This is a genomic window from Psychrobacillus sp. FSL H8-0487 (genome assembly GCF_038008385.1).
GTDB classification, from domain to species: Bacteria; Bacillota; Bacilli; order Bacillales_A; family Planococcaceae; genus Psychrobacillus; species Psychrobacillus psychrotolerans.
In genome coordinates this window covers 3312608-3339132 of record NZ_JBBOZA010000001.1, presented here as the reverse complement: position 1 = coordinate 3339132, position 26525 = coordinate 3312608, and the positions used below count along the sequence as shown (strand labels likewise).

The 26525-nt window shown below is 40.7% G+C and carries 19 protein-coding genes and 5 rRNA genes; 18 read left to right on the top strand and 6 right to left on the bottom strand.

The window, feature by feature from the left end:
* Positions 1 to 130 precede the first annotated feature (130 nt).
* Both MHI47_RS17005 and rrf (MHI47_RS17000) read left to right on the top strand, forming a co-directional pair.
* Positions 131 to 3059: ribosomal RNA gene (locus tag MHI47_RS17005) — 23S ribosomal RNA — on the top strand.
* Positions 3060 to 3168: 109 nt separating this feature from the next.
* Positions 3169 to 3284: ribosomal RNA gene (rrf, locus tag MHI47_RS17000) — 5S ribosomal RNA — on the top strand.
* A gap of 448 nt (positions 3285 to 3732) precedes the next feature.
* Here rrf (MHI47_RS17000) and MHI47_RS16995 read toward each other — a convergent pair.
* Positions 3733 to 4152, bottom strand: coding sequence for a hypothetical protein (locus MHI47_RS16995; protein ID WP_340831611.1), 420 nt, complete (start codon positions 4150 to 4152; stop codon positions 3733 to 3735).
* A gap of 180 nt (positions 4153 to 4332) precedes the next feature.
* Here MHI47_RS16995 and MHI47_RS16990 point away from each other — a divergent pair, with 180 nt between their 5' ends.
* The 4 genes from MHI47_RS16990 (at position 4333) to rrf (MHI47_RS16975) (ending at position 10855) form a co-directional block, all read left to right on the top strand.
* Positions 4333 to 5031: a hypothetical protein gene (locus MHI47_RS16990; RefSeq protein ID WP_340831609.1), complete on the top strand. Its 699-nt coding sequence runs from the start codon at positions 4333 to 4335 to the stop codon at positions 5029 to 5031.
* Positions 5032 to 5873: 842 nt separating this feature from the next.
* Positions 5874 to 7427 (top strand): 16S ribosomal RNA (locus MHI47_RS16985).
* A gap of 195 nt (positions 7428 to 7622) precedes the next feature.
* Positions 7623 to 10551, top strand: a 23S ribosomal RNA gene (locus tag MHI47_RS16980).
* 188 nt (positions 10552 to 10739) lie between these two features.
* A 5S ribosomal RNA gene (gene rrf / locus MHI47_RS16975) occupies positions 10740 to 10855 on the top strand.
* Together the 16S, 23S and 5S rRNA genes form the textbook arrangement of a ribosomal RNA operon.
* Positions 10856 to 10915: 60 nt before the next feature.
* On the opposite strand, the gene MHI47_RS16970 is transcribed toward rrf (MHI47_RS16975), so the two are convergent.
* Positions 10916 to 11269 (bottom strand): VOC family protein, encoded by a 354-nt coding sequence (locus MHI47_RS16970; protein ID WP_340831608.1) that lies wholly within the window; start codon positions 11267 to 11269, stop codon positions 10916 to 10918.
* 173 nt (positions 11270 to 11442) lie between these two features.
* On the opposite strand from MHI47_RS16970, the gene MHI47_RS16965 reads away from it, so the two are divergent.
* Genes MHI47_RS16965 through MHI47_RS16950 form a run of 4 tightly spaced genes read left to right on the top strand, consistent with a single transcriptional unit; the run spans position 11443 to position 14102 of the window.
* Entirely contained in the window at positions 11443 to 11817 is a 375-nt protein-coding gene (locus tag MHI47_RS16965) for a GntR family transcriptional regulator (RefSeq protein ID WP_093538209.1), read from the top strand.
* The gene (locus tag MHI47_RS16960) at positions 11814 to 12701 is read left to right on the top strand and encodes an ABC transporter ATP-binding protein (protein WP_340831606.1); all 888 of its coding nucleotides are present in this window, start codon (positions 11814 to 11816) and stop codon (positions 12699 to 12701) included. The genes MHI47_RS16965 and MHI47_RS16960 overlap by 4 nt, the downstream gene beginning before the upstream one ends.
* The gene (locus MHI47_RS16955; protein WP_340831605.1) at positions 12685 to 13416 is read left to right on the top strand and encodes a hypothetical protein; all 732 of its coding nucleotides are present in this window, start codon (positions 12685 to 12687) and stop codon (positions 13414 to 13416) included. The genes MHI47_RS16960 and MHI47_RS16955 overlap by 17 nt, the downstream gene beginning before the upstream one ends.
* A complete protein-coding gene (locus MHI47_RS16950) occupies positions 13413 to 14102 on the top strand; it encodes a hypothetical protein (protein WP_340831604.1) in 690 nt (229 codons plus the stop codon). The genes MHI47_RS16955 and MHI47_RS16950 overlap by 4 nt, the downstream gene beginning before the upstream one ends.
* Positions 14103 to 14133: 31 nt before the next feature.
* Here MHI47_RS16950 and MHI47_RS16945 read toward each other — a convergent pair whose 3' ends face one another.
* Positions 14134 to 15276, bottom strand: coding sequence for an FAD-dependent monooxygenase (locus MHI47_RS16945; RefSeq protein ID WP_340831603.1), 1143 nt, complete (start codon positions 15274 to 15276; stop codon positions 14134 to 14136).
* Positions 15277 to 15324: 48 nt separating this feature from the next.
* Between MHI47_RS16945 and MHI47_RS16940 the strand changes: the two genes are divergently transcribed.
* On the top strand, positions 15325 to 15819 hold the full coding sequence (locus MHI47_RS16940; RefSeq protein WP_340831602.1) for a GNAT family N-acetyltransferase: 495 nt from the start codon (positions 15325 to 15327) through the stop codon (positions 15817 to 15819).
* A 104-nt stretch (positions 15820 to 15923) separates the two neighbouring features.
* On the opposite strand, the gene MHI47_RS16935 is transcribed toward MHI47_RS16940, so the two are convergent.
* The gene (locus MHI47_RS16935; RefSeq protein WP_093538215.1) at positions 15924 to 16925 is read right to left on the bottom strand and encodes a PQQ-dependent sugar dehydrogenase; all 1002 of its coding nucleotides are present in this window, start codon (positions 16923 to 16925) and stop codon (positions 15924 to 15926) included.
* Between the two features lie 163 nt (positions 16926 to 17088).
* Here MHI47_RS16935 and MHI47_RS16930 point away from each other — a divergent pair, with 163 nt between their 5' ends.
* Positions 17089 to 17823, top strand: coding sequence for a sulfite exporter TauE/SafE family protein (locus MHI47_RS16930; protein ID WP_340831599.1), 735 nt, complete (start codon positions 17089 to 17091; stop codon positions 17821 to 17823).
* 12 nt (positions 17824 to 17835) lie between these two features.
* Positions 17836 to 18798 carry a D-2-hydroxyacid dehydrogenase family protein gene (locus MHI47_RS16925; protein WP_340831597.1) on the top strand — a complete coding sequence of 321 codons (963 nt, stop codon included), beginning with the start codon at positions 17836 to 17838 and terminating at the stop codon, positions 18796 to 18798.
* 62 nt (positions 18799 to 18860) lie between these two features.
* Here the strand turns inward: MHI47_RS16925 and MHI47_RS16920 are convergent, their stop codons facing one another.
* The gene (locus tag MHI47_RS16920) at positions 18861 to 21014 is read right to left on the bottom strand and encodes a M28 family peptidase (RefSeq protein ID WP_340831596.1); all 2154 of its coding nucleotides are present in this window, start codon (positions 21012 to 21014) and stop codon (positions 18861 to 18863) included.
* Positions 21015 to 21207: 193 nt separating this feature from the next.
* Between MHI47_RS16920 and MHI47_RS16915 the strand changes: the two genes are divergently transcribed.
* From MHI47_RS16915 to MHI47_RS16905, 3 genes are all read left to right on the top strand, one after another.
* Positions 21208 to 21663 (top strand): helix-turn-helix transcriptional regulator, encoded by a 456-nt coding sequence (locus MHI47_RS16915; protein WP_093538219.1) that lies wholly within the window; start codon positions 21208 to 21210, stop codon positions 21661 to 21663.
* A gap of 16 nt (positions 21664 to 21679) precedes the next feature.
* Positions 21680 to 22843: a PstS family phosphate ABC transporter substrate-binding protein gene (locus MHI47_RS16910; protein WP_340831595.1), complete on the top strand. Its 1164-nt coding sequence runs from the start codon at positions 21680 to 21682 to the stop codon at positions 22841 to 22843.
* 283 nt (positions 22844 to 23126) lie between these two features.
* Positions 23127 to 24653 (top strand): sensor domain-containing diguanylate cyclase, encoded by a 1527-nt coding sequence (locus tag MHI47_RS16905; RefSeq protein WP_340831593.1) that lies wholly within the window; start codon positions 23127 to 23129, stop codon positions 24651 to 24653.
* Positions 24654 to 24701: 48 nt separating this feature from the next.
* Here the strand turns inward: MHI47_RS16905 and MHI47_RS16900 are convergent, their stop codons facing one another.
* Positions 24702 to 25142, bottom strand: a complete 441-nt coding sequence (locus tag MHI47_RS16900; RefSeq protein WP_340831591.1) for a small multi-drug export protein — start codon at positions 25140 to 25142, stop codon at positions 24702 to 24704.
* A gap of 329 nt (positions 25143 to 25471) precedes the next feature.
* On the opposite strand from MHI47_RS16900, the gene MHI47_RS16895 reads away from it, so the two are divergent.
* Both MHI47_RS16895 and pcp read left to right on the top strand, forming a co-directional pair.
* Positions 25472 to 25672: a cold-shock protein gene (locus MHI47_RS16895; protein WP_090568691.1), complete on the top strand. Its 201-nt coding sequence runs from the start codon at positions 25472 to 25474 to the stop codon at positions 25670 to 25672.
* Between the two features lie 205 nt (positions 25673 to 25877).
* Complete coding sequence (gene pcp, locus MHI47_RS16890; protein WP_340831590.1) at positions 25878 to 26477, top strand: pyroglutamyl-peptidase I; 600 nt, start codon at positions 25878 to 25880, stop codon at positions 26475 to 26477.
* The last annotated feature ends 48 nt before the right edge of the window (positions 26478 to 26525 follow it).

Sequence of the window (26525 nt, the reverse complement as noted above, 5' to 3'; positions counted from 1 at the left end):
GTTCATTTTATATGAAGATTCAACTCTTGTTCTTTGAAAACTGGATAAAACGACATTGAAACAATAAACAACAAGAAATTCTGTTGTGATTATTTACGTAATCACGACGTGTAAGACTTTTTAACTTTTAGGTTAAGTTAATAAGGGCGCACGGTGAATGCCTTGGCACTAGGAGTCGACGAAGGACGGCACTAACACCGATATGCTTCGGGGAGCTGTAAGTGAGCTTTGATCCGGAGATTTCCGAATGGGGAAACCCACTGTTCGTAATGGAGCAGTACATTTGCGTGAATACATAGCGCATCTGAGACACACCCAGGGAACTGAAACATCTAAGTACCTGGAGGAAGAGAAAGAAAATTCGATTCCCTGAGTAGCGGCGAGCGAAACGGGAATAGCCCAAACCAAAAGGCTTGCCTTTTGGGGTTGTAGGACACTCTACATAGAGTTACAAAGGAATGAGTTAGACGAAGCGATCTGGAAAGGTCCGCAGGATAGGGTAAAAGCCCCGTAGTCTAAAATTCATTCTCTCTTGAGTGTATCCTGAGTACGGCGGAACACGTGAAATTCCGTCGGAATCTGGGAGGACCATCTCCCAAGGCTAAATACTACCTAGTGACCGATAGTGAACCAGTACCGTGAGGGAAAGGTGAAAAGCACCCCGGAAGGGGAGTGAAATAGATCCTGAAACCGTGTGCCTACAAGTAGTTAGAGCCCGTTAATGGGTGATAGCGTGCCTTTTGTAGAATGAACCGGCGAGTTACGATCCCATGCAAGGTTAAGTCGAGAAGACGGAGCCGCAGCGAAAGCGAGTCTGAATAGGGCGAATGAGTATGTGGTCGTAGACCCGAAACCAGGTGATCTACCCATGTCCAGGATGAAGGTAAGGTAACACTTACTGGAGGTCCGAACCCACGCACGTTGAAAAGTGCGGGGATGAGGTGTGGGTAGCGGAGAAATTCCAATCGAACCTGGAGATAGCTGGTTCTCTCCGAAATAGCTTTAGGGCTAGCCTCAAACGTTAGAATCTTGGAGGTAGAGCACTGTTTGGACTAGGGGCCCATCCCGGGTTACCGAATTCAGACAAACTCCGAATGCCAATGATTTATGTTTGGGAGTCAGACTGCGAGTGATAAGATCCGTAGTCAAGAGGGAAACAGCCCAGACCACCAGCTAAGGTCCCAAAGTATTTGTTAAGTGGAAAAGGATGTGGCGTTGCTTAGACAACCAGGATGTTGGCTTAGAAGCAGCCATCATTTAAAGAGTGCGTAATAGCTCACTGGTCGAGTGACGCTGCGCCGAAAATGTATCGGGGCTAAACAAATCACCGAAGCTGTGGATTGATACCTTTGGTATCAGTGGTAGGAGAGCGTTCTAAGGGCGTTGAAGTCAGACCGGAAGGACTGGTGGAGCGCTTAGAAGTGAGAATGCCGGTATGAGTAGCGAAAGACGGGTGAGAATCCCGTCCACCGTATGACTAAGGTTTCCTGAGGAAGGCTCGTCCGCTCAGGGTTAGTCGGGACCTAAGCCGAGGCCGATAGGCGTAGGCGATGGATAACAGGTTGATATTCCTGTACCACCAAACCACCGTTTGAGTAATGGGGGGACGCAGAAGGATAGGGTAAGCATGCTGTTGGTTATGCATGTCCAAGCAGTAAGGTGTGAATGTAGGCAAATCCGCATTCTATAACATTGAGCTGTGATGGCGAGGACGTATGTCTAGAGTTCCTGATTTCACACTGCCAAGAAAAGCCTCTAGCGAGGTGAAAGGTGCCCGTACCGCAAACCGACACAGGTAGTCGAGGAGAGAATCCTAAGGTGAGCGAGAGAACTCTCGTTAAGGAACTCGGCAAAATGACCCCGTAACTTCGGGAGAAGGGGTGCTCTTTTGGGTTCATAGCCTAGAAGAGCCGCAGTGAATAGGCCCAGGCGACTGTTTAGCAAAAACACAGGTCTATGCAAAACCGTAAGGTGAAGTATATGGGCTGACGCCTGCCCGGTGCTGGAAGGTTAAGAGGAGTGCTTAGCGCAAGCGAAGGTGCGAATTGAAGCCCCAGTAAACGGCGGCCGTAACTATAACGGTCCTAAGGTAGCGAAATTCCTTGTCGGGTAAGTTCCGACCCGCACGAAAGGCGTAACGATCTGGGCACTGTCTCAACGAGAGACTCGGTGAAATTATAGTACCTGTGAAGATGCAGGTTACCCGCGACAGGACGGAAAGACCCCGTGGAGCTTTACTATAGCTTGATATTGAATTTTGGTGCAACTTGTACAGGATAGGCAGGAGCCTTAGAGCCCGGAGCGCCAGCTTCGGAGGAGGCGTCGGTGGGATACTGCCCTGGTTGTATTGAAATTCTAACCCATACCCGTAACCCGGGTAGGAGACAGTGTCAGGCGGGTAGTTTGACTGGGGCGGTCGCCTCCTAAAGTGTAACGGAGGCGCCCAAAGGTTCCCTCAGAATGGTTGGAAATCATTCGAAGAGTGTAAAGGCAGAAGGGAGCTTGACTGCGAGACCTACAAGTCGAGCAGGGTCGAAAGACGGGCTTAGTGATCCGGTGGTTCCGCATGGAAGGGCCATCGCTCAACGGATAAAAGCTACCCCGGGGATAACAGGCTTATCTCCCCCAAGAGTCCACATCGACGGGGAGGTTTGGCACCTCGATGTCGGCTCATCGCATCCTGGGGCTGTAGTCGGTCCCAAGGGTTGGGCTGTTCGCCCATTAAAGCGGTACGCGAGCTGGGTTCAGAACGTCGTGAGACAGTTCGGTCCCTATCCGTCGTGGGCGTAGGAAATTTGAGAGGAGCTGTCCTTAGTACGAGAGGACCGGGATGGACACACCGCTGGTGTACCAGTTGTTCTGCCAAGAGCATCGCTGGGTAGCTATGTGTGGACGGGATAAGTGCTGAAAGCATCTAAGCACGAAGCCCCCCTCAAGATGAGATTTCCCATTACGCAAGTAAGTAAGATCCCTCAAAGACGATGAGGTAGATAGGTTCGGGGTGGAAGCGTGGCGACACGTGCAGCTGACGAATACTAATCGATCGAGGACTTAACCAAATTTTGTTTAACGTAACAATGTCGTTTATCCAGTTTTGAGTGAACAAGTACTCTATTTATAAGGATTTCAAGATACAACGCAGTGCGCTGTAAATTGGAAGCCGAAGAGTCTAGTGATGATGGCGAAGAGGTCACACCCGTTCCCATACCGAACACGGAAGTTAAGCTCTTCAGCGCCGATGGTAGTTGGGGGTTTCCCCCTGTGAGAGTAGGACGTCGCTGGGCACCAAAAAGAAGTCGTTACCGAGTTATATCGGTGACGACTTCTTTTTTTGTTTACTGAAAAATAAGCCGAAGGCAGTTACTATATAAGAAAGTTTAGCAAGTTGAGAGACGAAGAGTTCGAGTGCAGCTGCCGAAAAAATCTGTCGGCTATTCGCTTTCGTGCTCTGGAGTGTTAACGAATAAAAAGGAATTTGGATTTAATTTGTTAGTCTTCGAAAGTGATAATTGGCAGTATATGTTTAGTATTGATGCAGACGTATCTCATAAAGTAACACCCGAAATACTCGTTCAGATAGCAAATTCTATTGATTTCTAAATAATCCTTATTCAGCTAATTCATACTTTAACAAAAGATAATAGGCTGCTTTGGCAACTCTATTTTCTTTTTGAATGAAAGCCGCAGGTTAGTTGAAGAAGTACATATAAAAAGACCAATAAGTGGTCTTTTTTAAAGGGGAGAATCTAAAGTTTTTAGTAACGTATCAATTTCTGTTTTAAAGGTAAAAAAATGAGGCTTTTTTTTATCATCAAATATGAGTAAATAAGGCTTTTCATTTTCGGGAATAATAATGATAACTTCATCAATCAAAGTATTCACCCATTTATTTTCTAATCGAAGAGATAGCGTTAAGGGGATTTTCACTATATAACCTTTGTCTGGAATAGGATTGAATTTTTTAACAATATTATCAATTTCTTTAATAATTCTTTTAGTCTCGAGTTGTATTTTAGGATTTGTTGGCATGGTTATTATCTTATTTTTTTCAATATCAAGTAGTTCAATTTCCGTAATGCCTTGAGCACTTACTATGAGTAGATTAAAAAGGAAAAGTATAGGAATTGACGAAAATAAAATTTTGCGAATCACATTTATCACCTCAAAATTATTCTTACCAAAGATAATTTTGTTATACCTTATGCTTATTTAACCAACGGGTGCCTTAGTGAAATATAGAGTTGGATAGTACAGCTCTTTTTTTGTTCAACTAACGCCACAATCTAGTGGTATAAGAAAGATCTCTGGGAACACTAAAATGAGGTGTTTTTTATGAAAAAATACATTATTTTAGTGTTAGTGTTTATTTTCTTTGTTGTTCCCAAAACTCTAAGTGCAACAAAAGAAGTATATGAAGTGGTTACGAAGTTATCCGAAGATATAGTATTATACGCTAAGAAAACGAATGAAGATTTATATCGGGACTTTAAACTAGATTTCAAAGGAGAGACTTACTTTATACCTTTTGGGATAAATGTTACAAACCCAACCTATGCCCCTAAAATATTCTACCAAGACATAAACGAAGATAGAAAAAAGGAATTAATCATAACTTTAACAAAAGGTTACGGTTCTGGTGTGCGAGATGAAGAGGTTTATGTTTATAGTTATAGAAATGGATTGATTGATGTCATTGTCGATAATCCCTTAGCAATTATCAATAAAAACGTAAAAACAAAATTAACTCCTGAAAAAGCCGAAATCACCTTGGGTGACAAAGTATTCATTGTCGATACTAAGTCAATAGAATCAACGCATTTATTTGATGATATAAGTTTTGGCAGCGTTATAGATTATGAAGTAATTAACAAAAATCTTATGGTCAGAGTAAGTAGTCAAATAACACCAGCGATGTTTGTTGGAGATATTATCATTACTTATGAATACAGTGATAAAATGTATCAAGCAAAAGAAATTAAATTTATAACGGATATTAATAAAAACCCATTTTATGGTCTAGTTAAACATTAGACCATATTCGGGTGAAAGAGAATGGAATTTATGTGCTGGATTATAGAGTTTTGGAGGATAAATATCTTAAAAGTGGTAAACCCTTATTATAAGATATGCGAGGTTCATTATAACGAAAAGTATTTTCTCATATATGGGGTGAAATAATGCCTGCTGAATCATTAGAGGAATTGAAGGAAGATTACGAGTATAGGCGTAAAGCATTTGAAAGTCCTGTATGGAAGGTAGTTGATAATAAGTTAGTAGGACTGACAGAATAATGTTCCAGTATGACAATAATGTTTAATAAAAGATAATGTACTAATACAACTAACGGGTACTTTAGTAAAAAACGGACTCCAAAGGAAAATGAACGTAGATATGCCTTTGTATTTTATATCAATGATCAACCTTTCCCTTTAACATAGTCTCTCCTTATATAAAATCCATTTATTCCTTTTATATAGTAGGAACAGGAGGAAACGTAGCTGTTCTTGCATTAAATATAGAATTCTAAAAGAAAATTGGAAAAGACCTTGCCAATGACCATTATAAGTGGTATAGTTATCAAGTTGTCACTTTAACAAGTGACGTTAAACAAAAAAACAATTTAAAAAAAGTTGTTGACAATCACATCAGAAATTGATATGATATATAAGTTGTCAAAACGACATTACAACAACATGAACATTGAAAACTGAACATGCAAAACGTTAAGAAACATAGCTTTCAACTAACTTGTTAGGATGATAGCAAAACAATTTTGGACATCATTTAATGATGATGCCAGCAAAACAAAATGAGCTTTTAAACTAGTTCTAATTTGTTCGCTTTCAATGTGCTCTGCATACTGGAAGTGAACTATTATGGAGAGTTTGATCCTGGCTCAGGACGAACGCTGGCGGCATGCCTAATACATGCAAGTCGAGCGAATGACGAAGAAGCTTGCTTCTTCTGATTTAGCGGCGGACGGGTGAGTAACACGTGGGCAACCTGCCCTGTAGATTGGGATAACTCCGGGAAACCGGGGCTAATACCGAATAATCCATTTCCTCACATGGGGAGATGTTAAAAGACGGTTTCGGCTGTCACTACAGGATGGGCCCGCGGCGCATTAGCTAGTTGGTGAGGTAACGGCTCACCAAGGCGACGATGCGTAGCCGACCTGAGAGGGTGATCGGCCACACTGGGACTGAGACACGGCCCAGACTCCTACGGGAGGCAGCAGTAGGGAATCTTCCACAATGGACGAAAGTCTGATGGAGCAATGCCGCGTGAGTGAAGAAGGTTTTCGGATCGTAAAACTCTGTTGTGAGGGAAGAACAAGTACGAGAGTAACTGCTCGTACCTTGACGGTACCTCATTAGAAAGCCACGGCTAACTACGTGCCAGCAGCCGCGGTAATACGTAGGTGGCAAGCGTTGTCCGGAATTATTGGGCGTAAAGCGCGCGCAGGCGGTCCTTTAAGTCTGATGTGAAATCCCACGGCTCAACCGTGGAAGGTCATTGGAAACTGGGGGACTTGAGTACAGAAGAGGAAAGCGGAATTCCAAGTGTAGCGGTGAAATGCGTAGAGATTTGGAGGAACACCAGTGGCGAAGGCGGCTTTCTGGTCTGTAACTGACGCTGAGGCGCGAAAGCGTGGGGAGCAAACAGGATTAGATACCCTGGTAGTCCACGCCGTAAACGATGAGTGCTAAGTGTTAGGGGGTTTCCGCCCCTTAGTGCTGCAGCTAACGCATTAAGCACTCCGCCTGGGGAGTACGGTCGCAAGACTGAAACTCAAAGGAATTGACGGGGGCCCGCACAAGCGGTGGAGCATGTGGTTTAATTCGAAGCAACGCGAAGAACCTTACCAGGTCTTGACATCCCGCTGACCGGCCTAGAGATAGGCTTTTCCCTTCGGGGACAGCGGTGACAGGTGGTGCATGGTTGTCGTCAGCTCGTGTCGTGAGATGTTGGGTTAAGTCCCGCAACGAGCGCAACCCTTGATCTTAGTTGCCAGCATTCAGTTGGGCACTCTAAGGTGACTGCCGGTGATAAACCGGAGGAAGGTGGGGATGACGTCAAATCATCATGCCCCTTATGACCTGGGCTACACACGTGCTACAATGGACGGTACAGAGGGTCGCAACCCCGCGAGGGTGAGCAAATCCCATAAAACCGTTCTCAGTTCGGATTGTAGGCTGCAACTCGCCTACATGAAGCCGGAATCGCTAGTAATCGTGGATCAGCATGCCACGGTGAATACGTTCCCGGGCCTTGTACACACCGCCCGTCACACCACGAGAGTTTGTAACACCCGAAGTCGGTGGGGTAACCCTTACGGGAGCCAGCCGCCGAAGGTGGGACAGATGATTGGGGTGAAGTCGTAACAAGGTAGCCGTATCGGAAGGTGCGGCTGGATCACCTCCTTTCTAAGGATAATATCGGAATACGAATCTTTATTCGTATCTTAACGTTTTGCAGTTCAGTTTTGAATGTTCATTTTATATGAAGATTCAACTCTTGTTCTTTGAAAACTGGATAAAACGACATTGAAACAATAAACAACAAGAAATTCTGTTGTGATTATTTACGTAATCACGACGTGTAAGACTTTTTAACTTTTAGGTTAAGTTAATAAGGGCGCACGGTGAATGCCTTGGCACTAGGAGTCGACGAAGGACGGCACTAACACCGATATGCTTCGGGGAGCTGTAAGTGAGCTTTGATCCGGAGATTTCCGAATGGGGAAACCCACTGTTCGTAATGGAGCAGTACATTTGCGTGAATACATAGCGCATCTGAGACACACCCAGGGAACTGAAACATCTAAGTACCTGGAGGAAGAGAAAGAAAATTCGATTCCCTGAGTAGCGGCGAGCGAAACGGGAATAGCCCAAACCAAAAGGCTTGCCTTTTGGGGTTGTAGGACACTCTACATAGAGTTACAAAGGAATGAGTTAGACGAAGCGATCTGGAAAGGTCCGCAGGATAGGGTAAAAGCCCCGTAGTCTAAAATTCATTCTCTCTTGAGTGTATCCTGAGTACGGCGGAACACGTGAAATTCCGTCGGAATCTGGGAGGACCATCTCCCAAGGCTAAATACTACCTAGTGACCGATAGTGAACCAGTACCGTGAGGGAAAGGTGAAAAGCACCCCGGAAGGGGAGTGAAATAGATCCTGAAACCGTGTGCCTACAAGTAGTTAGAGCCCGTTAATGGGTGATAGCGTGCCTTTTGTAGAATGAACCGGCGAGTTACGATCCCATGCAAGGTTAAGTCGAGAAGACGGAGCCGCAGCGAAAGCGAGTCTGAATAGGGCGAATGAGTATGTGGTCGTAGACCCGAAACCAGGTGATCTACCCATGTCCAGGATGAAGGTAAGGTAACACTTACTGGAGGTCCGAACCCACGCACGTTGAAAAGTGCGGGGATGAGGTGTGGGTAGCGGAGAAATTCCAATCGAACCTGGAGATAGCTGGTTCTCTCCGAAATAGCTTTAGGGCTAGCCTCAAACGTTAGAATCTTGGAGGTAGAGCACTGTTTGGACTAGGGGCCCATCCCGGGTTACCGAATTCAGACAAACTCCGAATGCCAATGATTTATGTTTGGGAGTCAGACTGCGAGTGATAAGATCCGTAGTCAAGAGGGAAACAGCCCAGACCACCAGCTAAGGTCCCAAAGTATTTGTTAAGTGGAAAAGGATGTGGCGTTGCTTAGACAACCAGGATGTTGGCTTAGAAGCAGCCATCATTTAAAGAGTGCGTAATAGCTCACTGGTCGAGTGACGCTGCGCCGAAAATGTATCGGGGCTAAACAAATCACCGAAGCTGTGGATTGATACCTTTGGTATCAGTGGTAGGAGAGCGTTCTAAGGGCGTTGAAGTCAGACCGGAAGGACTGGTGGAGCGCTTAGAAGTGAGAATGCCGGTATGAGTAGCGAAAGACGGGTGAGAATCCCGTCCACCGTATGACTAAGGTTTCCTGAGGAAGGCTCGTCCGCTCAGGGTTAGTCGGGACCTAAGCCGAGGCCGATAGGCGTAGGCGATGGATAACAGGTTGATATTCCTGTACCACCAAACCACCGTTTGAGTAATGGGGGGACGCAGAAGGATAGGGTAAGCATGCTGTTGGTTATGCATGTCCAAGCAGTAAGGTGTGAATGTAGGCAAATCCGCATTCTATAACATTGAGCTGTGATGGCGAGGACGTATGTCTAGAGTTCCTGATTTCACACTGCCAAGAAAAGCCTCTAGCGAGGTGAAAGGTGCCCGTACCGCAAACCGACACAGGTAGTCGAGGAGAGAATCCTAAGGTGAGCGAGAGAACTCTCGTTAAGGAACTCGGCAAAATGACCCCGTAACTTCGGGAGAAGGGGTGCTCTTTTGGGTTCATAGCCTAGAAGAGCCGCAGTGAATAGGCCCAGGCGACTGTTTAGCAAAAACACAGGTCTATGCAAAACCGTAAGGTGAAGTATATGGGCTGACGCCTGCCCGGTGCTGGAAGGTTAAGAGGAGTGCTTAGCGCAAGCGAAGGTGCGAATTGAAGCCCCAGTAAACGGCGGCCGTAACTATAACGGTCCTAAGGTAGCGAAATTCCTTGTCGGGTAAGTTCCGACCCGCACGAAAGGCGTAACGATCTGGGCACTGTCTCAACGAGAGACTCGGTGAAATTATAGTACCTGTGAAGATGCAGGTTACCCGCGACAGGACGGAAAGACCCCGTGGAGCTTTACTATAGCTTGATATTGAATTTTGGTGCAACTTGTACAGGATAGGCAGGAGCCTTAGAGCCCGGAGCGCCAGCTTCGGAGGAGGCGTCGGTGGGATACTGCCCTGGTTGTATTGAAATTCTAACCCATACCCGTAACCCGGGTAGGAGACAGTGTCAGGCGGGTAGTTTGACTGGGGCGGTCGCCTCCTAAAGTGTAACGGAGGCGCCCAAAGGTTCCCTCAGAATGGTTGGAAATCATTCGAAGAGTGTAAAGGCAGAAGGGAGCTTGACTGCGAGACCTACAAGTCGAGCAGGGTCGAAAGACGGGCTTAGTGATCCGGTGGTTCCGCATGGAAGGGCCATCGCTCAACGGATAAAAGCTACCCCGGGGATAACAGGCTTATCTCCCCCAAGAGTCCACATCGACGGGGAGGTTTGGCACCTCGATGTCGGCTCATCGCATCCTGGGGCTGTAGTCGGTCCCAAGGGTTGGGCTGTTCGCCCATTAAAGCGGTACGCGAGCTGGGTTCAGAACGTCGTGAGACAGTTCGGTCCCTATCCGTCGTGGGCGTAGGAAATTTGAGAGGAGCTGTCCTTAGTACGAGAGGACCGGGATGGACACACCGCTGGTGTACCAGTTGTTCTGCCAAGAGCATCGCTGGGTAGCTATGTGTGGACGGGATAAGTGCTGAAAGCATCTAAGCACGAAGCCCCCCTCAAGATGAGATTTCCCATTACGCAAGTAAGTAAGATCCCTCAAAGACGATGAGGTAGATAGGTTCGGGGTGGAAGCGTGGCGACACGTGCAGCTGACGAATACTAATCGATCGAGGACTTAACCAAATTTGTTTAACGTAACAATGTCGTTTATCCAGTTTTGAGTGAACAAGCACTCTAGTTTACATGAGGGTTTCAAGATACAAGCAGTGCTAGGAAACAAGTGAGAGAAGGAAGGAACGTACTAACGTACGTGACTGACAGATCGAATGAAGTTGACAACGCAATGCGCCGTATATTGGAAGCCGAAAGAGTCTAGTGATGATGGCGAAGAGGTCACACCCGTTCCCATACCGAACACGGAAGTTAAGCTCTTCAGCGCCGATGGTAGTTGGGGGTTTCCCCCTGTGAGAGTAGGACGTCGCTGGGCACCAAAAAGAAGTCGTTACCGAGTTATATCGGTGACGACTTCTTTTTTGTTTTTGAAAAATTAACGTTCGTTCATTAATGCAAGTGTATTTCCTTCTGTATCTTTAAAGAATGCCATCCAGGTTTCTGTATCCCCTACCTTTGCTACCATATGTGGTTCATCGATGAAAGTAGCTCCTGCCTCCTTCATTCTCAAAACCTCGCTATTTAAATCCTCCACTTGGAAATATAACACGGAGCTGGGGTGATTGAATTCTTCTTTTTCAGCTCGACTTAACAGAAGTCGTGTATCTCCACATTGAAAAAAAGCTAGACCATCCATTTCAAATAACAGAGATAAATTAATAACATCCTTATAAAATGTAACCGCTCTTTCCACATTTTCCACATTTATCGCTACTTGTCCTAACTTCATAAATAATTTCCCTCATTTCTTATATATATCTATTCTCTATTTCATTGCAAATTCCTTTAAAATACTTGCCCATGCATAGGACCCAAATATAACTAGACAATTGACAGTTAATATTATATACTACATTACAACACTAATGTACTGATTTTTAGGAGAGAGGAGATTAACCTCAGGTGATATTAAGTAACGACAGCAGTAAGCCAATATATGTGCAAATTGCAGAATGGTTGGAGAATGAAATTATTGCAGAGCGTTTTACGGCTAACGAAAAAGTATACTCTCAGTATCAGTTGGCAGAGCTTTTCAATATAAATCCAGCTACAGCTGCTAAGGGACTAACGATACTTGTAGAGGAAATGACATTATATAAGAAGAGGGGACTTGGGATGTTCGTAGCACCAGAGGCCAAAATGATGATTCTGGAAAAACGGAGAAATGAAACACTTACGAAAATGGTAACAGACATTGTTTTAGAAGCGAAAAGGTTATCAGTAACAAAAGCGGAATTAATACAACTCATCCATAAATGTGAGGAGGAGATCCAGTGAATGTGATAGATTGTCAAAAGGTAAGCAAGGGTTATCGAAGAACTAATGCTTTAGAAGATATTACTTTTCAACTGACAGATCAAAAAATTACAGGACTTATTGGTCGTAATGGTGCGGGGAAGACAACTTTGCTCAAAATATTAGCAGGCTTAACTAAGCATAAATCTGGTGAAGTAAATGTATTTGGAAAAAACCCTTATAATAATTTACTGGTTTCTGCAAACAGTATTTTAGTGGATGATCAAATGACTTTTCCAGACTCACTTACCTTAGAAGAGATATTGCGAAGTGCGCCAGCTTTTTATAAAAAGTGGGATACACAACTTGCCAAACGGTTATTTCAATACTTTAAACTGGATTCCAAGCAACAGCATTCTAAGTTATCCAAAGGTTCAAGAGCTACGTTTAATATGATTTTCGGATTGTCTACACATTGTGAGTTAACGATGTTTGATGAGCCAACAAACGGAATGGATGAAGCGGTCCGGACAGACTTTTATAGAGCTTTACTAAAGGATTATATTGCATATCCTCGCTCTATTTTAATATCTAGTCACCATTTATCAGAAATAGAGCATTTACTAGAGGATATATTATTGATTCATAAAGGGGAAGTTGTTCTTCATGCAGACTTAGATGAAGTGAAGGAATATGCGGTAGCTATTCAGGGACCAGTTGCAGATGTGGAAAAATGGACAGCAGGGGAAGAAGTTCTTCATTCAAAAAGAGTTGATGAGCAAAAGCAATATGCAGTGGTTAAAAAAAATTCGGAGCTGGAAAGAGCTCGCTTAGAAGGTGCCAACATTCAGATGTTAACTGCCAGTGAGGTATGCATGTACATGACGAGTGAGAGCAAAGGAGGAATCGATGATGTTTTTAAGTAACAGTAGCCTAACGAGTGTAGTACTATCTCAGGTAAAGTTTAAGCTAAGTGCTTATAGCGGATTGATCTACTCACTAATTATTTTACAGGTGTTAGGGATACTTTTTGCTACTGGGTGGTCAAGTAGTGGAACTTCCATTAATAATATATCTATTAATTTGAATATATCATCAATCGATTCAGGATTCATTTTTGTCTCATTATTAGCTATTTCAGTTGGTAATCTAATTACAACGAGAGCATACCGCTATGATGACTTTTCGTTTGTAGCTACTCGTCTAAGTAGCAATATAGCTAATTGTATCGTTTTATTGATTTTTAGTTGTTATGCAGGGGTGACTACTTACTTTTCAGTTTATCTAATGCGTATCTTTTTAACGTTTAATAGTACTAATGAGTTTGTAGAAGGTCCTACTATTCTAGATAATCCTATGAATTCTTTATTAACTATTCTAGCGATGATTATTTTCTTATGGATGTTCAGCTCGTTAGGATATATAGCTGGCACTTTGTTTCAAAAGCATAAGCTACTGTTCTTTGGTGCATTAGTAATTATTATTATGTTGTTGCTGACAGGGACTTGGATAAGGATATCAGAAATCATTTTTGTAGAGAACAGTTCATTGCTAATATTGATTGCAAAAACTTTTGGTATAGCGATATTGATCTTTGCGACATCCACTGCAATTTCTAACCGTTTGGGGGTTAGAGTATGAGTAATACTTGGATGATATTCTTTATTGGATTAATACCTGTAGTCATTGGAATACTTATAGTTCTTTATATAACGAAGAAAGTAAAATATAAAGGGAGTCTACGTCTAAATAAAATTGTGATAATTATCTACTTCAGTTTATTAATCGGTGTTGGAGTTGTATATGAAATACTACCAAAGGAACCGAAAGTAGAACAATTATCCGAAGAACAATTACAGCAATTACAAACAGAAAACGAAGTATTTGAAGCAAAGTTACTAAAACAAGAAGAGAGCAAATTGAGTCAGAAGTTTCTTAAAGAAGAATGGACTCATGAACTAAGTGGGAATACATTAACTCTAGGATATATAGGAAATGACTCATATTCTACAAAAGTGGTAGTGGAATGGATAGACTCTACTGCTCAAAAGATTGAAGGAAAGGTATACCGGTCTCATATAAATTTATATGGATTAAAAATAGAAGATAAGATTCCCCTTCATGAAGCAGAATGGAAGGGAAATGAGTTAGTTATACATGAGCCTGTAGAGCAAGAGTTTACATTCGATCAGTTATCTAATGAGTTAAACGTATTTCAGCAAACGGATACGATGGAGATTAGGATGGTAAGAGGTTTCACGTATATTCACTTAAAAGTCCCAAAGCATATAGAGGTCGTGGATCCATTGGGGCTTCAAATGTATTAACTAAAGATAAAGTGCTTGCTACTCGAGCACTTTATTTTAGTTTTACATCAAATAAGAATTTCAATTGTCTCATTAAAAGTTTAGAAGGGATAAAAGGGAATAAAAAGTCTCGAACACTGGCAATTGGGCGAGATTGGATTTGAGCGATTTCTCCAATTTGACGAGAAAGCCTAATTACTTTGGCAGTTCGTGCAACTCGCTTTTCTTCATAAAATGCTAACACCTTATCCACATGTTCAAATTGTTTGAAGCCGTTACCTAAAACGATGGCATCCTCAATAGCCTGTCCTGCTCCTTGTCCCATATTGGGTGTAGTGGCATGAGCAGCATCTCCAAGAAGAACTACTCTTCCAAAAACAAATTGCCGCAGTGGTTTAATATCAGATAAGTCATGGTGAAGAATTCTCTCGAGAGGTGTAGTTGTAATTATGTTGTGTACAACTTTTGGAAGATGGTCAAATATATCACCGATTTCCGGAGCAGTGAGCTTTTGAAATTGTGGATTTCTAGCCGTTGTATTAATACAGGCGAACCAATATATCAACCCATTTTTCATCGGGGCCATCCCAAATCTTCCTTGTGTTGCCCAATATTCCGAAGATGTGTATTCATCAACTCTTCCATTGTTCTCTGTTATTCCTCTCCAACATGTGTAGCCTGCGTATCGAGTAACAGAGCCAGGTAGTAGTTGTTGCCGTATAGATGAATGAATACCATCGGCAGCTATGAGTAAATTTGCGGTCACAGTTGTACCGTCTTCGAAATAGACAGTTACTTGATTATCATTTTGCTCGACAGATATGTACTTTTTATTGAAATGAAGTGTATCTGGTTTAAGTGCTTTCAGAAAAATCTCATGTAAATCAGCTCGGTGAATGGTAATATTCTCTCGTCCATAAAGCTCTTTTAGTACGGTAAGATCTATCGTATTGAGTGTATTCCCATAGGTATCTAGAAATACCTGTTGATGAAGAGCATGACCATTCGAAAATATCTCTTCCCCAACACCAATTTCCATCAGTGCTTGCAAAGCATTAGAGCCTATTCCAATACCAGCGCCGACAGGTTGAAAAGTTGGACTAGCTTCATATACCTGAACAGAAAAACCTTGTTTTTGTAAGGTTACGGCAGCACAGAGCCCTCCAATACCCCCGCCTATTATTGCTATTTTCATTTGGTAAAACCTCCTCCTGTGATATTCTAATCTAAAGGGGTGATAATCATGATAAATCTAACTATGTATAATGACGTTTATAGAAAACCATTAGAAAATTATCCGCTATCTGTGGAGCAACTTTCATTTACGGGACATCCATTAGAATTGCTAGAGCGAGCTAATATAAATGCATCGTATACTCCCATTATTATAACGGAAGATGATCAAGTTGCTGGATTTTTCGTACTAGATACCGGTGAGGATAAATTTCATTACACAGATATTGAAGAGAGTATTTTACTAAGGGGATATTCCATTCATCCAGATTATCAGGGGAAGGGAATTGCGCAAGCATCAATGATACTGCTTCAATCTTTTGTGGCGAAGCGTTTTCAACATGTAAACAGAATCGTTCTAGGAGTGAATGAAGCAAACATTGCTGCACAGGCTGTGTATATAAAATCAGGTTTTCTCGATGAGGGCAGACGTTTTAATGGGAGATCTGGTATTCAAATTGCTATGTCAAAAAGGATTTGTTTAGAATCGATCAATGACGTGTGATAATTGATTGATGTAGAAGGAAAATCGATCAATCCCACGGGGAAATCGATCGATGCCTTCCAAACATCGATCGATCACGTGCAAACATCGCTCGATCATACCTGTTATTTTAGTCTATATAGTACATCATCATCTTCACTGGGTGTTCCTCGGCCATCCGTGTTATTGGTGATGAAATAGAGTGATTCCCCATCAGAGAATACGTCTCGTACTCGTCCGAACCCGGTAATCGATTGTTCCACCTCGCCAGTTTCCACATTCAGTATTTTAATAGATTCACCGCGGAGAGTCGCTACATATAATTTTCCTTGGTGAAAGGTAATGCCTGAAGGTGCCCAGGTTTCCTTGCTGCCAGTAGTGATAATAGGTGATTCAAGTCCTTCTTCCGTTTCCTCTCCTTCAATGATTGGATAGCCGTAGTTTTTGCCTTGTTCAACCAAATTGATTTCATCATTTGCTGACTGACCATGTTCCGCTTCATATAGTGTTCCCGCCGCATTCCAAGCGAGACCTTGTGGATTGCGGTGCCCCATAGAGAATATTTCAAAAGCACCATTATCTTTCATACGAAGAATTTTCCCATTTAGTGAAGCTGGATCCTGCGCATTAATTGGGTTTCCAGCGTCTCCGACAGTTACATATAAAGACCCGTCTGGACCAATTTCTAAACGCCCACCGTGATGTATATTGCCGGTCTCAATGCCGTCCAAATGAATGGCAATTTCCTGCCACTGCCCATCTTGGCGTTGAATAGTCACGATTTTGTTAAAGGGTTTTCCATTCATGTCATACGTATAGTAAGCATAAGCTTCACCAGTTTCAGGGAAGTCAGGTTTCAGCGCAAAGCCGAGTAGTCCTGCTTCAGATACAGAGGAAAGACTATCCGAAAGTTGAACGGGCTCATGTACAACATGGTCATTTTGTATACGTGCAATCGTTCCGACCCTTTCTGATATATAAAATGTATTGTCCTGTAAATTGATAGACCAGGGGATATTCAAATTAGTTGCGATCTTTTCTGCAATGGGACCCTGGGTAGGTGATTTTTCAGTTTCCTCTGCGCAACCATATAAAACTAGGGAAATAACTAGAATCCACTTTTTCATCATAATCCCTCCATGTATTACTAGTTCCCTTAAGAGAACAATTAAACCTTCCAAGAATGATAAGTTTTTCCTATGTAAAACGATAATAACTATCGAATTTACTTATGATATGAGTCGATGTAAGCTAAATAGACAGAAGCGGATTTTGAAAGAAGGCAGTTAAATGGAGTTTTTAATCTTTTTCATCATAGGAATTGTAGGAAATGTAGTGGGCACATTAGTTGGAGGCGGTGGGCTTATAAGTTTACCAATGATGTTATTAATGGGTCTGCCTGTGCATTCAGCCATTGGGGCAAATAAAGTCTCTAATACAGTTAGCTCGCTTTCAAGTTTTCTAGTAATCTTCACTAAAAAAGAGGTAACGGGTAAGGAAGCACTTTCCGTATTGGTATTTTGTTTAGGAGGAGGAATAATAGGAGGGCTGATAGCATCTTTTCTAAGTGGTGAGGTACTGACGATAATTGCTATTATTTTATTGAGCTTTGCCTTTATTACTTCCTTTATGGGTAAAGGGAATTTTGGCGGCATGGAAATCTTTCAACTAAACAAAAAAACAGCTCCAGCTTTGTTGGGAATTGGTATGTACGACGGCATGTTCGGTCCAGGGAGCAGCACATTAGCGCTATATTTATATGCGAGTGAAAAAATTGCCTATATACGTGCAGTAGGACTTGCTCGAATTGGTGTGTTTTCTAGTTGCTTTGGAGCATCCATTACGTATATTTCTACTGGTAAAATAATGTGGCCGGTTACATTTGCCCTAATGCTAGGGGCGATACTTGGAGCGCAGCTTGGACTTCGACTTGCGCGAAAATTAAAGACAAAGCATGTGAAGCCATTATTACGTGTAGTAACTATATTGCTTTTAGTGCAAATTGTTGTGGACTATTTGAGATAGGGGGAAATTAGTATGAGGATAAGCTGTGCTATTCTAGATGATTATCAGCAAGTTGCGTTAAAAAGTGCAGATTGGTCAAGTATTACAGAGAAGGTCGACGTTGTATCATTTTCTCAGCACTTTAATGATGAAGATGAATTAGTAGATTCCATTCGTGATGCGGAGATAGTAATTATTATGCGTGAGCGTACACCTTTTGGAGCAACACTCTTCAAAAAGTTACCTAAGCTTAAATTACTGATTACTACTGGAATGAGAAATGCATCGATTGACCTTGAGGCTGCTTCTGCGCATGGAGTCGCTGTGTGTGGAACTGCGAGCTCTTCTGAGCCACCAACTGAGTTAACATGGGCTTTAATACTAAACTTGGCACGTCATATTGTAAAAGAAAACGCTGAACTTCGTAGCAATGGATTATGGCAGAGTACAGTTGGGACAGATTTATACGGGAAGCGTTTAGGTCTCCTTGGGCTCGGTAAAATAGGAGGGCGAATGGCAACTATAGCAAAAGCCTTTGGAATGGAAGTCATCGCCTGGAGTCAAAACTTAACGAAGGAGCAAACAGATAAGCTAGGTGTTCAATTGGCAAATTCAAAAGAAGAGTTGTTAGAGACAAGTGATTACATTTCTATTCATCTCGTATTAAGCGACAGAACTAGAGGACTTATTAGTAAGAAGGACTTAAAGCTTATGAAAAGCTCTGCTTATTTAATCAATACATCTCGAGCAGCTATAATTGACGAGCAAGCAATTATACAAGCGCTCCATGAAAATTGGATTGCCGGAGCAGGATTAGATGTATTCGACCTCGAGCCATTACCTCAAGACCATCCTTTCCGAACAATGCCGAATGTATTAGCTACTCCACATTTAGGATATGTGACAGAGAAAAACTACACTACATACTACGAAGAAGCGGTGGAAGATATACAGGCGTACTTGGATGGGAGAGTGATTCGTTCTTTACTATTATAAATAGAAAAAAGGAAAGGCTATCTAAAGAGTTCACACGAACTCTCTGATAGCCTTTTTTATAATTATTTTAATGCTTCAAGCTGTTTGCCTAGTTCTTGTACAGCTTTTGTTTCTTCATCTGTAGTTGTTTTCAATAATAATTTTTGTCTTTCTAGTACTTCATTCAATGTTGCTAGTTCAGCGGATATGTCGGCATCTTGTTGCTCACTTTTTTCGATCAATGAGTTAATCGGATCGAATAGGTTTTCGTGATCGACTATTCTGCCTTCACCCCACATCAGTTTTTCTTTAGGCGCTTCTAGCACATAGTTTGTAAAGTAATTGAATACCTCTTTATCAAAGTCGTAGGCATACCAATTATTGTCGATAGCCCATAGGTATTCATCCACTGCAGTAGTTATATCGCCTTTCTCTAAAGCTTCGATAGCGAGTATAAGATTAGTAATATTATTTTGTGCATGTTCGTGTGGGAATATTTGTGCATCTTCCCATGTTAAACGAACGAATTGATCTTCAGCGTGTTTGAATGCAGCGAGTAGACCGCTATTCAAATCACGGCTTTCCTCATATAACTTTTGTGTTGCCTCGGTATCTTCCTCAGTTAAAGCAGTAAAATAATCATCATTTACTTTAGCGACCTTTGCATTTACTTCTTCTGCAAGTGCAATAGCTTTGTCAATCTCCGCAACTAATTGGTCGGAAGAAACTTCAGCTTGTCCAAAAGTATCTGTGTCAATTACTTTTTTCATTGCCGTCAAACGGGTTGTGAAGTCTAGTGGAACGACTGCTGTTTGATCGTAATGCATGGAAAGTAAACCGTATAGATTTAAATGGAATTTGAATGCTTCTGCGTTATATGTGTCCTCATTATCAAATTGTGAATGATAATGGGTACGCATGAAATCACTGTCTTGGAAATCATTACGAAGGGCTGGAACCCCAGCAATTCCAAATGAAAAATCATCTGACCATGTACGCAGTGGTGAAACGACAGAAATTCCATCCTTATAGACACCATCTACAGTTGGTACATTCTTAGCAAAATCCGTTAAATAACTATTCAATTCATAGACAGAACGAATTTCATCTTGTGTTGTGTGCTCATAGGCTGGAAGCTCAAAGTTCATATTGGCAAAAGCTTTTCCTACCCACTCCGGATGAATATTGAATATTTGGTTATAAGCCCCGGTTGACCAGTCATAGCGAGAGTTAGAAACTCCCCATTCTTCTGCAGCGAGTGCGTTGAAAATAATTGTTTTTTCTGGTTGATAGCCACTGTCTACTAACCCTTTAGCGACACCCATCATTAACCCGATTGCTGCATGGTCATCTTGGAATCCTGTAAAGTAAGAATCATAGTGAGCAGATAAAATAATATATGATTCCGGGTCTTTTCCGATAATTTTCCCGTAATAATTATAAGACTTTCCATCCATTTTGACCGTAGACTTAGCATCGAATTTTACAGTCATCGTACCATTCTCACTAGATTCTAAAGCCTTCTTCAGCTGATTTGCATCCGTTTGAGACATAGAAAATGCAGGAGCATCATCCGGTCCACAGACATCCTGAGCGTTAAGTGCATCTTCATCGGCTTCCGCATAACCTGCTTCCTGAACTGCAATTACTGCCGCAGCTCCTTTTAAATGTGCTTGGTAGGCAGGATAGTTTATCCACCATTCCTCGCGTTGGTTTATGTCAACTAAAACTAGCTTACCTTCGACATCTAGATTTGCTAAATCATCAGCAGTCCCTTTACCACCGTAGACAATTTCAAGATCCTTTACACCATTCGTATCAAAATTCACTTGGTATGCTCCTAAAACAGCCAAATGCTCTTTGCCATTTTCATCTACGAATGTTAGGTCCGCTTTTTCAAATTCCCATGTGTCTAAGGTGAATTCATCCTTTGTCACTTCAGTAAGTCCAATTTTCTTCATTTCGTCCGCAATTTTTTCTCCAGTTTTCAGCTCTGCCTCTGATCCAGCAGTCCGATAACCAAGTTTTTCATTTGTTTTAAATTCTTCTAAGCTCTTCGTGAATCCAAAGGCATAGTCGACGTCGACAGCTGATAGATAATCTTCATTTACACTGATTAAATCCTTTTCAGGTGTAACCTCTTTTTTTACTTCTGTCGACTCTTCTTTAGGCGCACAGGCCCCCAATGACATAGCGATTACCAAAGATAATGCTATTCCTCCCGTAAACTTGTTCATTTATCACATTCCTTTACAAAATTTTTAACAACTAGCTTATTAAACGATAAAACTAGCGTAATTACAAGAGTAATTTTCACTTATCACATTCCCTATATTAAAAAGAAAAAACCTAATAACTATTGGCTATTAAGATACATTTAGTGTAAAATTACACTAAATAGAGTGAAAATTCATTTTAGAGGAGCCATATATGGATAAAGAATATGTAACACAGCTTATTTCCTTGCGGATTCGAATGGTTCGACTAGAAAAAGGTTATTCACAAGAAAAAATGGCGAGCATTATAGGTATCTCTAAGAAAACGCTTGTCCAAATAGAGAAAGAGAGAGTACTAGCAGGATGGACTAGTGTAATTGCAGTATGTGCATTGTTTCATGATAGTGAGATATTGCGGTCGGTTTTAGGGGATGATCCATTAGAAGTGATTGAAACAATAGCGCATGACGGCATAAATCGTCCGAAGGATAAATCAATGGGTGGACGTGTATGGTGGAAAGAGATTATTTCAAAGGGAGATTTCCGATTGCAACAAAACGTTATTAGTCAGCATTATCGTATTTTAGATGATAAAAATTATCGATGGTTTAGTTCGTTTGATGAAGAGGAAGCAAAAATTCGCTTAAATGAACTAACTAAAAAAGAATAATAATGGGGGAAATGGGATGAAAGTAGAGTCTAAATTTGCGACAGTATTGGTTTCCATTTTTGCATTAATCGTATTGGTGTTCTTTGAAGGCTTCGGTGCGTTGTTTCTACTGCTTATGGGGAAAATCGATTATATTGCATTGCTTATAACTGTTGGATTGGTGCTATATCTACTGTTTGTGTTTAATTTACTTCATCTTTTTCAAACAAAAAAGCGGAAAGTTATTTTTGGTTCTATCGCAGGAGCAGCCATATTAGTCAGCGCCATTACTCCTATAAAAGATGCGTATACTCACTTAATACCTACAGTAGATGCAGAGGTGGATATAAGTAAGTACGAACCCTTTTCACAATTTGGTAAGGTTACTAAGTTAGAGGAGAAAGTGACACTTCAGCTAACTGATGATTTACCAATATTAGACGGGGCAACTGCACTTTATCCGTTATATGCGGCCATTGCAGAAGCGACATATCCAGAAAAGGTGTATCCTTCCTACGATAGTGAAGTAATGGTGAGCACTACACAGTATGCCTATGAGAACCTATTTGATGGTACGGTAGATATGATTTTTGCTGCAGCACCATCTACAGCTCAAAAGGAAACTGCAGCGAAAAAAGGACTTGAGCTACAGATGATTCCTATTGGTCGAGAAGCATTTGTCTTTTTTGTCAATCAAAAAAATCCTGTAAATAACCTTACTGTAGAACAAATTACAGATATATATATGGGAAAGGTCACCAACTGGAAACAATTAGGGGGAAACAATGATGAAATACGGGCTTTTCAACGACCAGAAGACAGTGGCTCTCAATCTGCGCTTCAGTCACTTATGAAGGGAATGCCGCTTATGCAGCCACCTTCAAAGGATATAGTTACAGGAATGGGTGGTATCATAAATGAGGTGTCCCAATATAGAAACTATAAGAATGCAATTGGCTTTACATTTCGATTTTATTCCACCGAAATGGTCGACAATGATGAGATTAAACTACTAGAAGTAGATGGAGTGGCACCGACGAAAGAAAATATACGAGCAAATACTTATCCCATTACATCAGAGTTCTATATTGTTACAGCAGGAACGGAAAATCCAAATGTAAAGCCGCTAATCGAGTGGGTGTTATCGGAGCAGGGGCAAGCACTTGTGGAAAAAGTAGGATATGTTCCATTAAAAGAATAGAAATATTAAGTCGCAGTTTATACACTGCGGCTATTTTTATATGTATATTCAAAACGTACAATGTTATTTCACCTAAACCACGCTTGATAGATTCTTTCATTAAAGTGATTCTATACACCTATTTAATTTAAGGTGAAATCTCATCTATAGAGACTAAAGGGTTATTATTTTAAAGTATATGTGATATATAAGTCCTCTTAAAAAATGTTTGACATAGGTTTATTGGGGTATGTATGAGTGTGTATAATGCTTCCTTAATAGAGAGATAATGCGGGGGAAAAACATGAAACTAAAACAAAAAGCTGTTGTTGTAGTCAGTATTACAATGATTCTATTAGTGACACTCTTTTTGTCATTTTTAAGACCAGTACTTTTAAAAGAATCTAATGATTTAGATAGGGATACTGCCATAGGTGAAGTAAAGAGAATAGAGAACAATATCCAATCAACATTACATAATTTAGGGAAAATAAATAGAGATTGGTCCATTTGGGATGATACGTATGATTTTATGGTGGATCAAAATCCTCTATATATCGAACGAAACTTAGAACCTGAGACATTCGCTAACCTGAACATTAACTACATAATCTATATAGATAGTGAAAAAAACCCTAAATTGCAAGTAGGCTATGACTTAGATAACAAAAAAATAGTACCTCTGCAGAATGATTTTTATGAAGAATTTCTACCTGCTATTAAAAGTGTAGAAAATACTAGTGAAGAATTGCTTGTAATGAGCAAGAATGGATTCTCACTGGCATCATTTGAATCCATCTATCAAAGCAATGGAGATGGACCTTCTGTAGGTACTTTAATCATTGGGAAATATCTAGATGAACGTACTATTAACCGAATCGGAAAAGAGTTGTCGTTTGATTTGACGTTTCATGAAGTGCAGGACAATGAAAAAACGCAGGGACGGATTGGTATTGAAGTCACAGGCGCCGATCAAATGCAAGGTTCGATTTTACTAAAAGACTACAAAGAACAGTCATTATTGGGGATAAGCTTTAATATGGATAGAAGCTTCTATATGGAGAAAAAGAATACAGTTAATAACATTGCAGTTTCTTTAGTAATTATAGGAATTATATTTGTTCTTCTTACAATTTTTCTGTTAGATCGTTTTATAATCAGTCGGATCAGTAATCTCTCCAAGCAGCTTCATAATATTCAAGCAGAAGGAAATGTTAACTTGAGGATTCATGTTAAAAAGAATCAGCACGACGAAATTTCCAAGCTTGAAAATACTATTAATCAGGTTCTCTCTTCACTTGAAGAGAAGCATGATGAAGTAATTCAGTTAGCGTTGTATGATCATTTAACTGGGTTACCTAACCGTTATGCATTTAAGAAAGAGGTAAGTAGACGAATGGATGCCTCAACGAATGAGTTAATCATTTTATTTGTTGACCTGGATGGATTTAAACAGGTGAATGATACATACGGTCATGAAATAGGTGATCAACTATTGAGAGAACTTTCGCAAAGAGTACAAATTATTGCAGCAGAAAAGAATGGATTGGTTGCTCGGTATGGTGGGGATGAATTTTTAGTATTATTCGATCAAATGAATAATCAGGAACTAGAAAGAATAGTTCAGCGACTATTAGAGGAAATAGGAAGGGAATACCAGTTTAATGCTATTAGTACACTTGTCACTGCAAGCATTGGTATTAGTATATATCCAAGAGACGGTACTACTATAGAACAAGTTTTAAAAAGTGCGGATACAGCAATGTACGAGGCAAAAAATAAAGGGAAAAATCAATATGTATGTTTCCATGAAATAAATAATAATGATTAAATAACGAAAACGGCACAATAATTAAATTGTGCCGTTTTCGTTATTTATCTATTCACGTACAAAAAAGTCAAAACCAAGGGACGTCGCAACACCAAATATTATTGCCCAAACCCCAATACTAATGGTCGACCATATCGTAGTTTTAAATTTAGATGCTCCAAGTGTCATGCCTATAAACGCGGCAACATGTGTACCGATTAAAATAGGTCCAAGCATGAGCATTCCAGGTAAACCGTATTTATCCCAAAGTGCTTTTGCGCGTTCACTTCTTTTGGATACTTTTTGCTCTTTTCCTTCATTTCGTTTGGCTAGCCATAGTTTAAATTTATCGTAGCCAATAATAAGGGCAAGTACTGTTACCATATTTCCTATAAAACCGACGATAATAACTGCTAAAGGATTTAACCCGGAGATAATCCCCAGAGGAATGACTAGTCCTAATTCAAGCCAAGGTATGGCTGCTCCCAAAAATACTAAGAAATAATTCACGTTATATACACTTCCTTCCGTCCCTTAGTTACGATGCTGTATAAGAAAAGTTTCACTTTTATTACAACCTATTAATTCATATTATTAATAGCCTTTGATCAGACTACTAAATAATCCATATTTAGAGGGATTCTATCTTCAAAAAAAAAATTATCTAACTATTAATCATTTCAGTGGACAAATGCTTAATTATGTTATATAGTTAAGACAATAATTAAATTGCTTAGATAGAAACAATGAATTCACATATTACAAAAAGTAATCGTGAGTCTTCGGTAGCTTTTTGTAATATGTGAATTTTTTTATTCACCATAATGGAGGTTTTTTACATGACACAAGGTACAGTAAAATGGTTTAACGCAGAAAAAGGTTTTGGATTTATCGAGGTTGAAGGTGGAAATGACGTATTCGCTCATTTCTCAGCAATCCAAGGCGACGGATTCAAATCTTTAGACGAAGGTCAAAAAGTTGAATTTGACGTTGAAGATGGTCAACGTGGACCACAAGCAGTAAACATCGTAAAACTTTAATTCTTAGGAATTTTAAGTAAAGGTACTACTGTTAAAAAGAGATACTCTTTCGAGAGTATCTCTTTTTTGTGTGCTTTTTTAATTAAAGGAAAATTGAAAATTCAAATAGCACTATCTTTGGTAAACTATTAATAACTCTAAGTTGAAAGAATGAATTGAAACGATATTTTAAAAAGCGTCACGATAAGGAATGGAGAGGTGAAGGATGAAAAAACTACTTTTGACTGGATTTGAACCATTTTTAGCATTTACAGTAAATCCGACCAAGAAAATTGTAGAGGAATTAGACAAGTCGATAATAGGAGAGTATGAAGTAACAAGCAGAGTTCTCTCGGTCGACTTTACGAAGGCAGGAGCTCAGTTACTACGTTATATAGAAGAGATAAAACCAGATGCCGTTATATCCTTAGGTTTAGCTGGTGGGCGTTATAAGATTACACCAGAACGCATTGCGATCAATGTGAAAGACGGTGCCGCAGACAACAATGGTCATATACCAGTAGACGAGTCAATACAGCTAGACGGAGATCCGGGTTACTTTTCGACATTACCTATTCGATTAATGGTAGACGAATTAACGAAGCAAGGACTTCCTGCTGCTATTTCGAACACAGCTGGTACATACTTGTGTAATAACGTCATGTACGAGGCTTTACATTATGCTAAATTGAACAATCTAAGCATGCCGTGCGGGTTCATCCATATACCAGCATCTCATGAATTAGCAATTCAGCATGGGAAAATTCCGAGTTGGTCTCATGTAGATTTAAAACGAGGGGTAGAAATTTGTATCGGAGTGCTATAAAAGTAATACCGCCAGCTATTGTATTACTGAAAAATATTTTAGACAGTT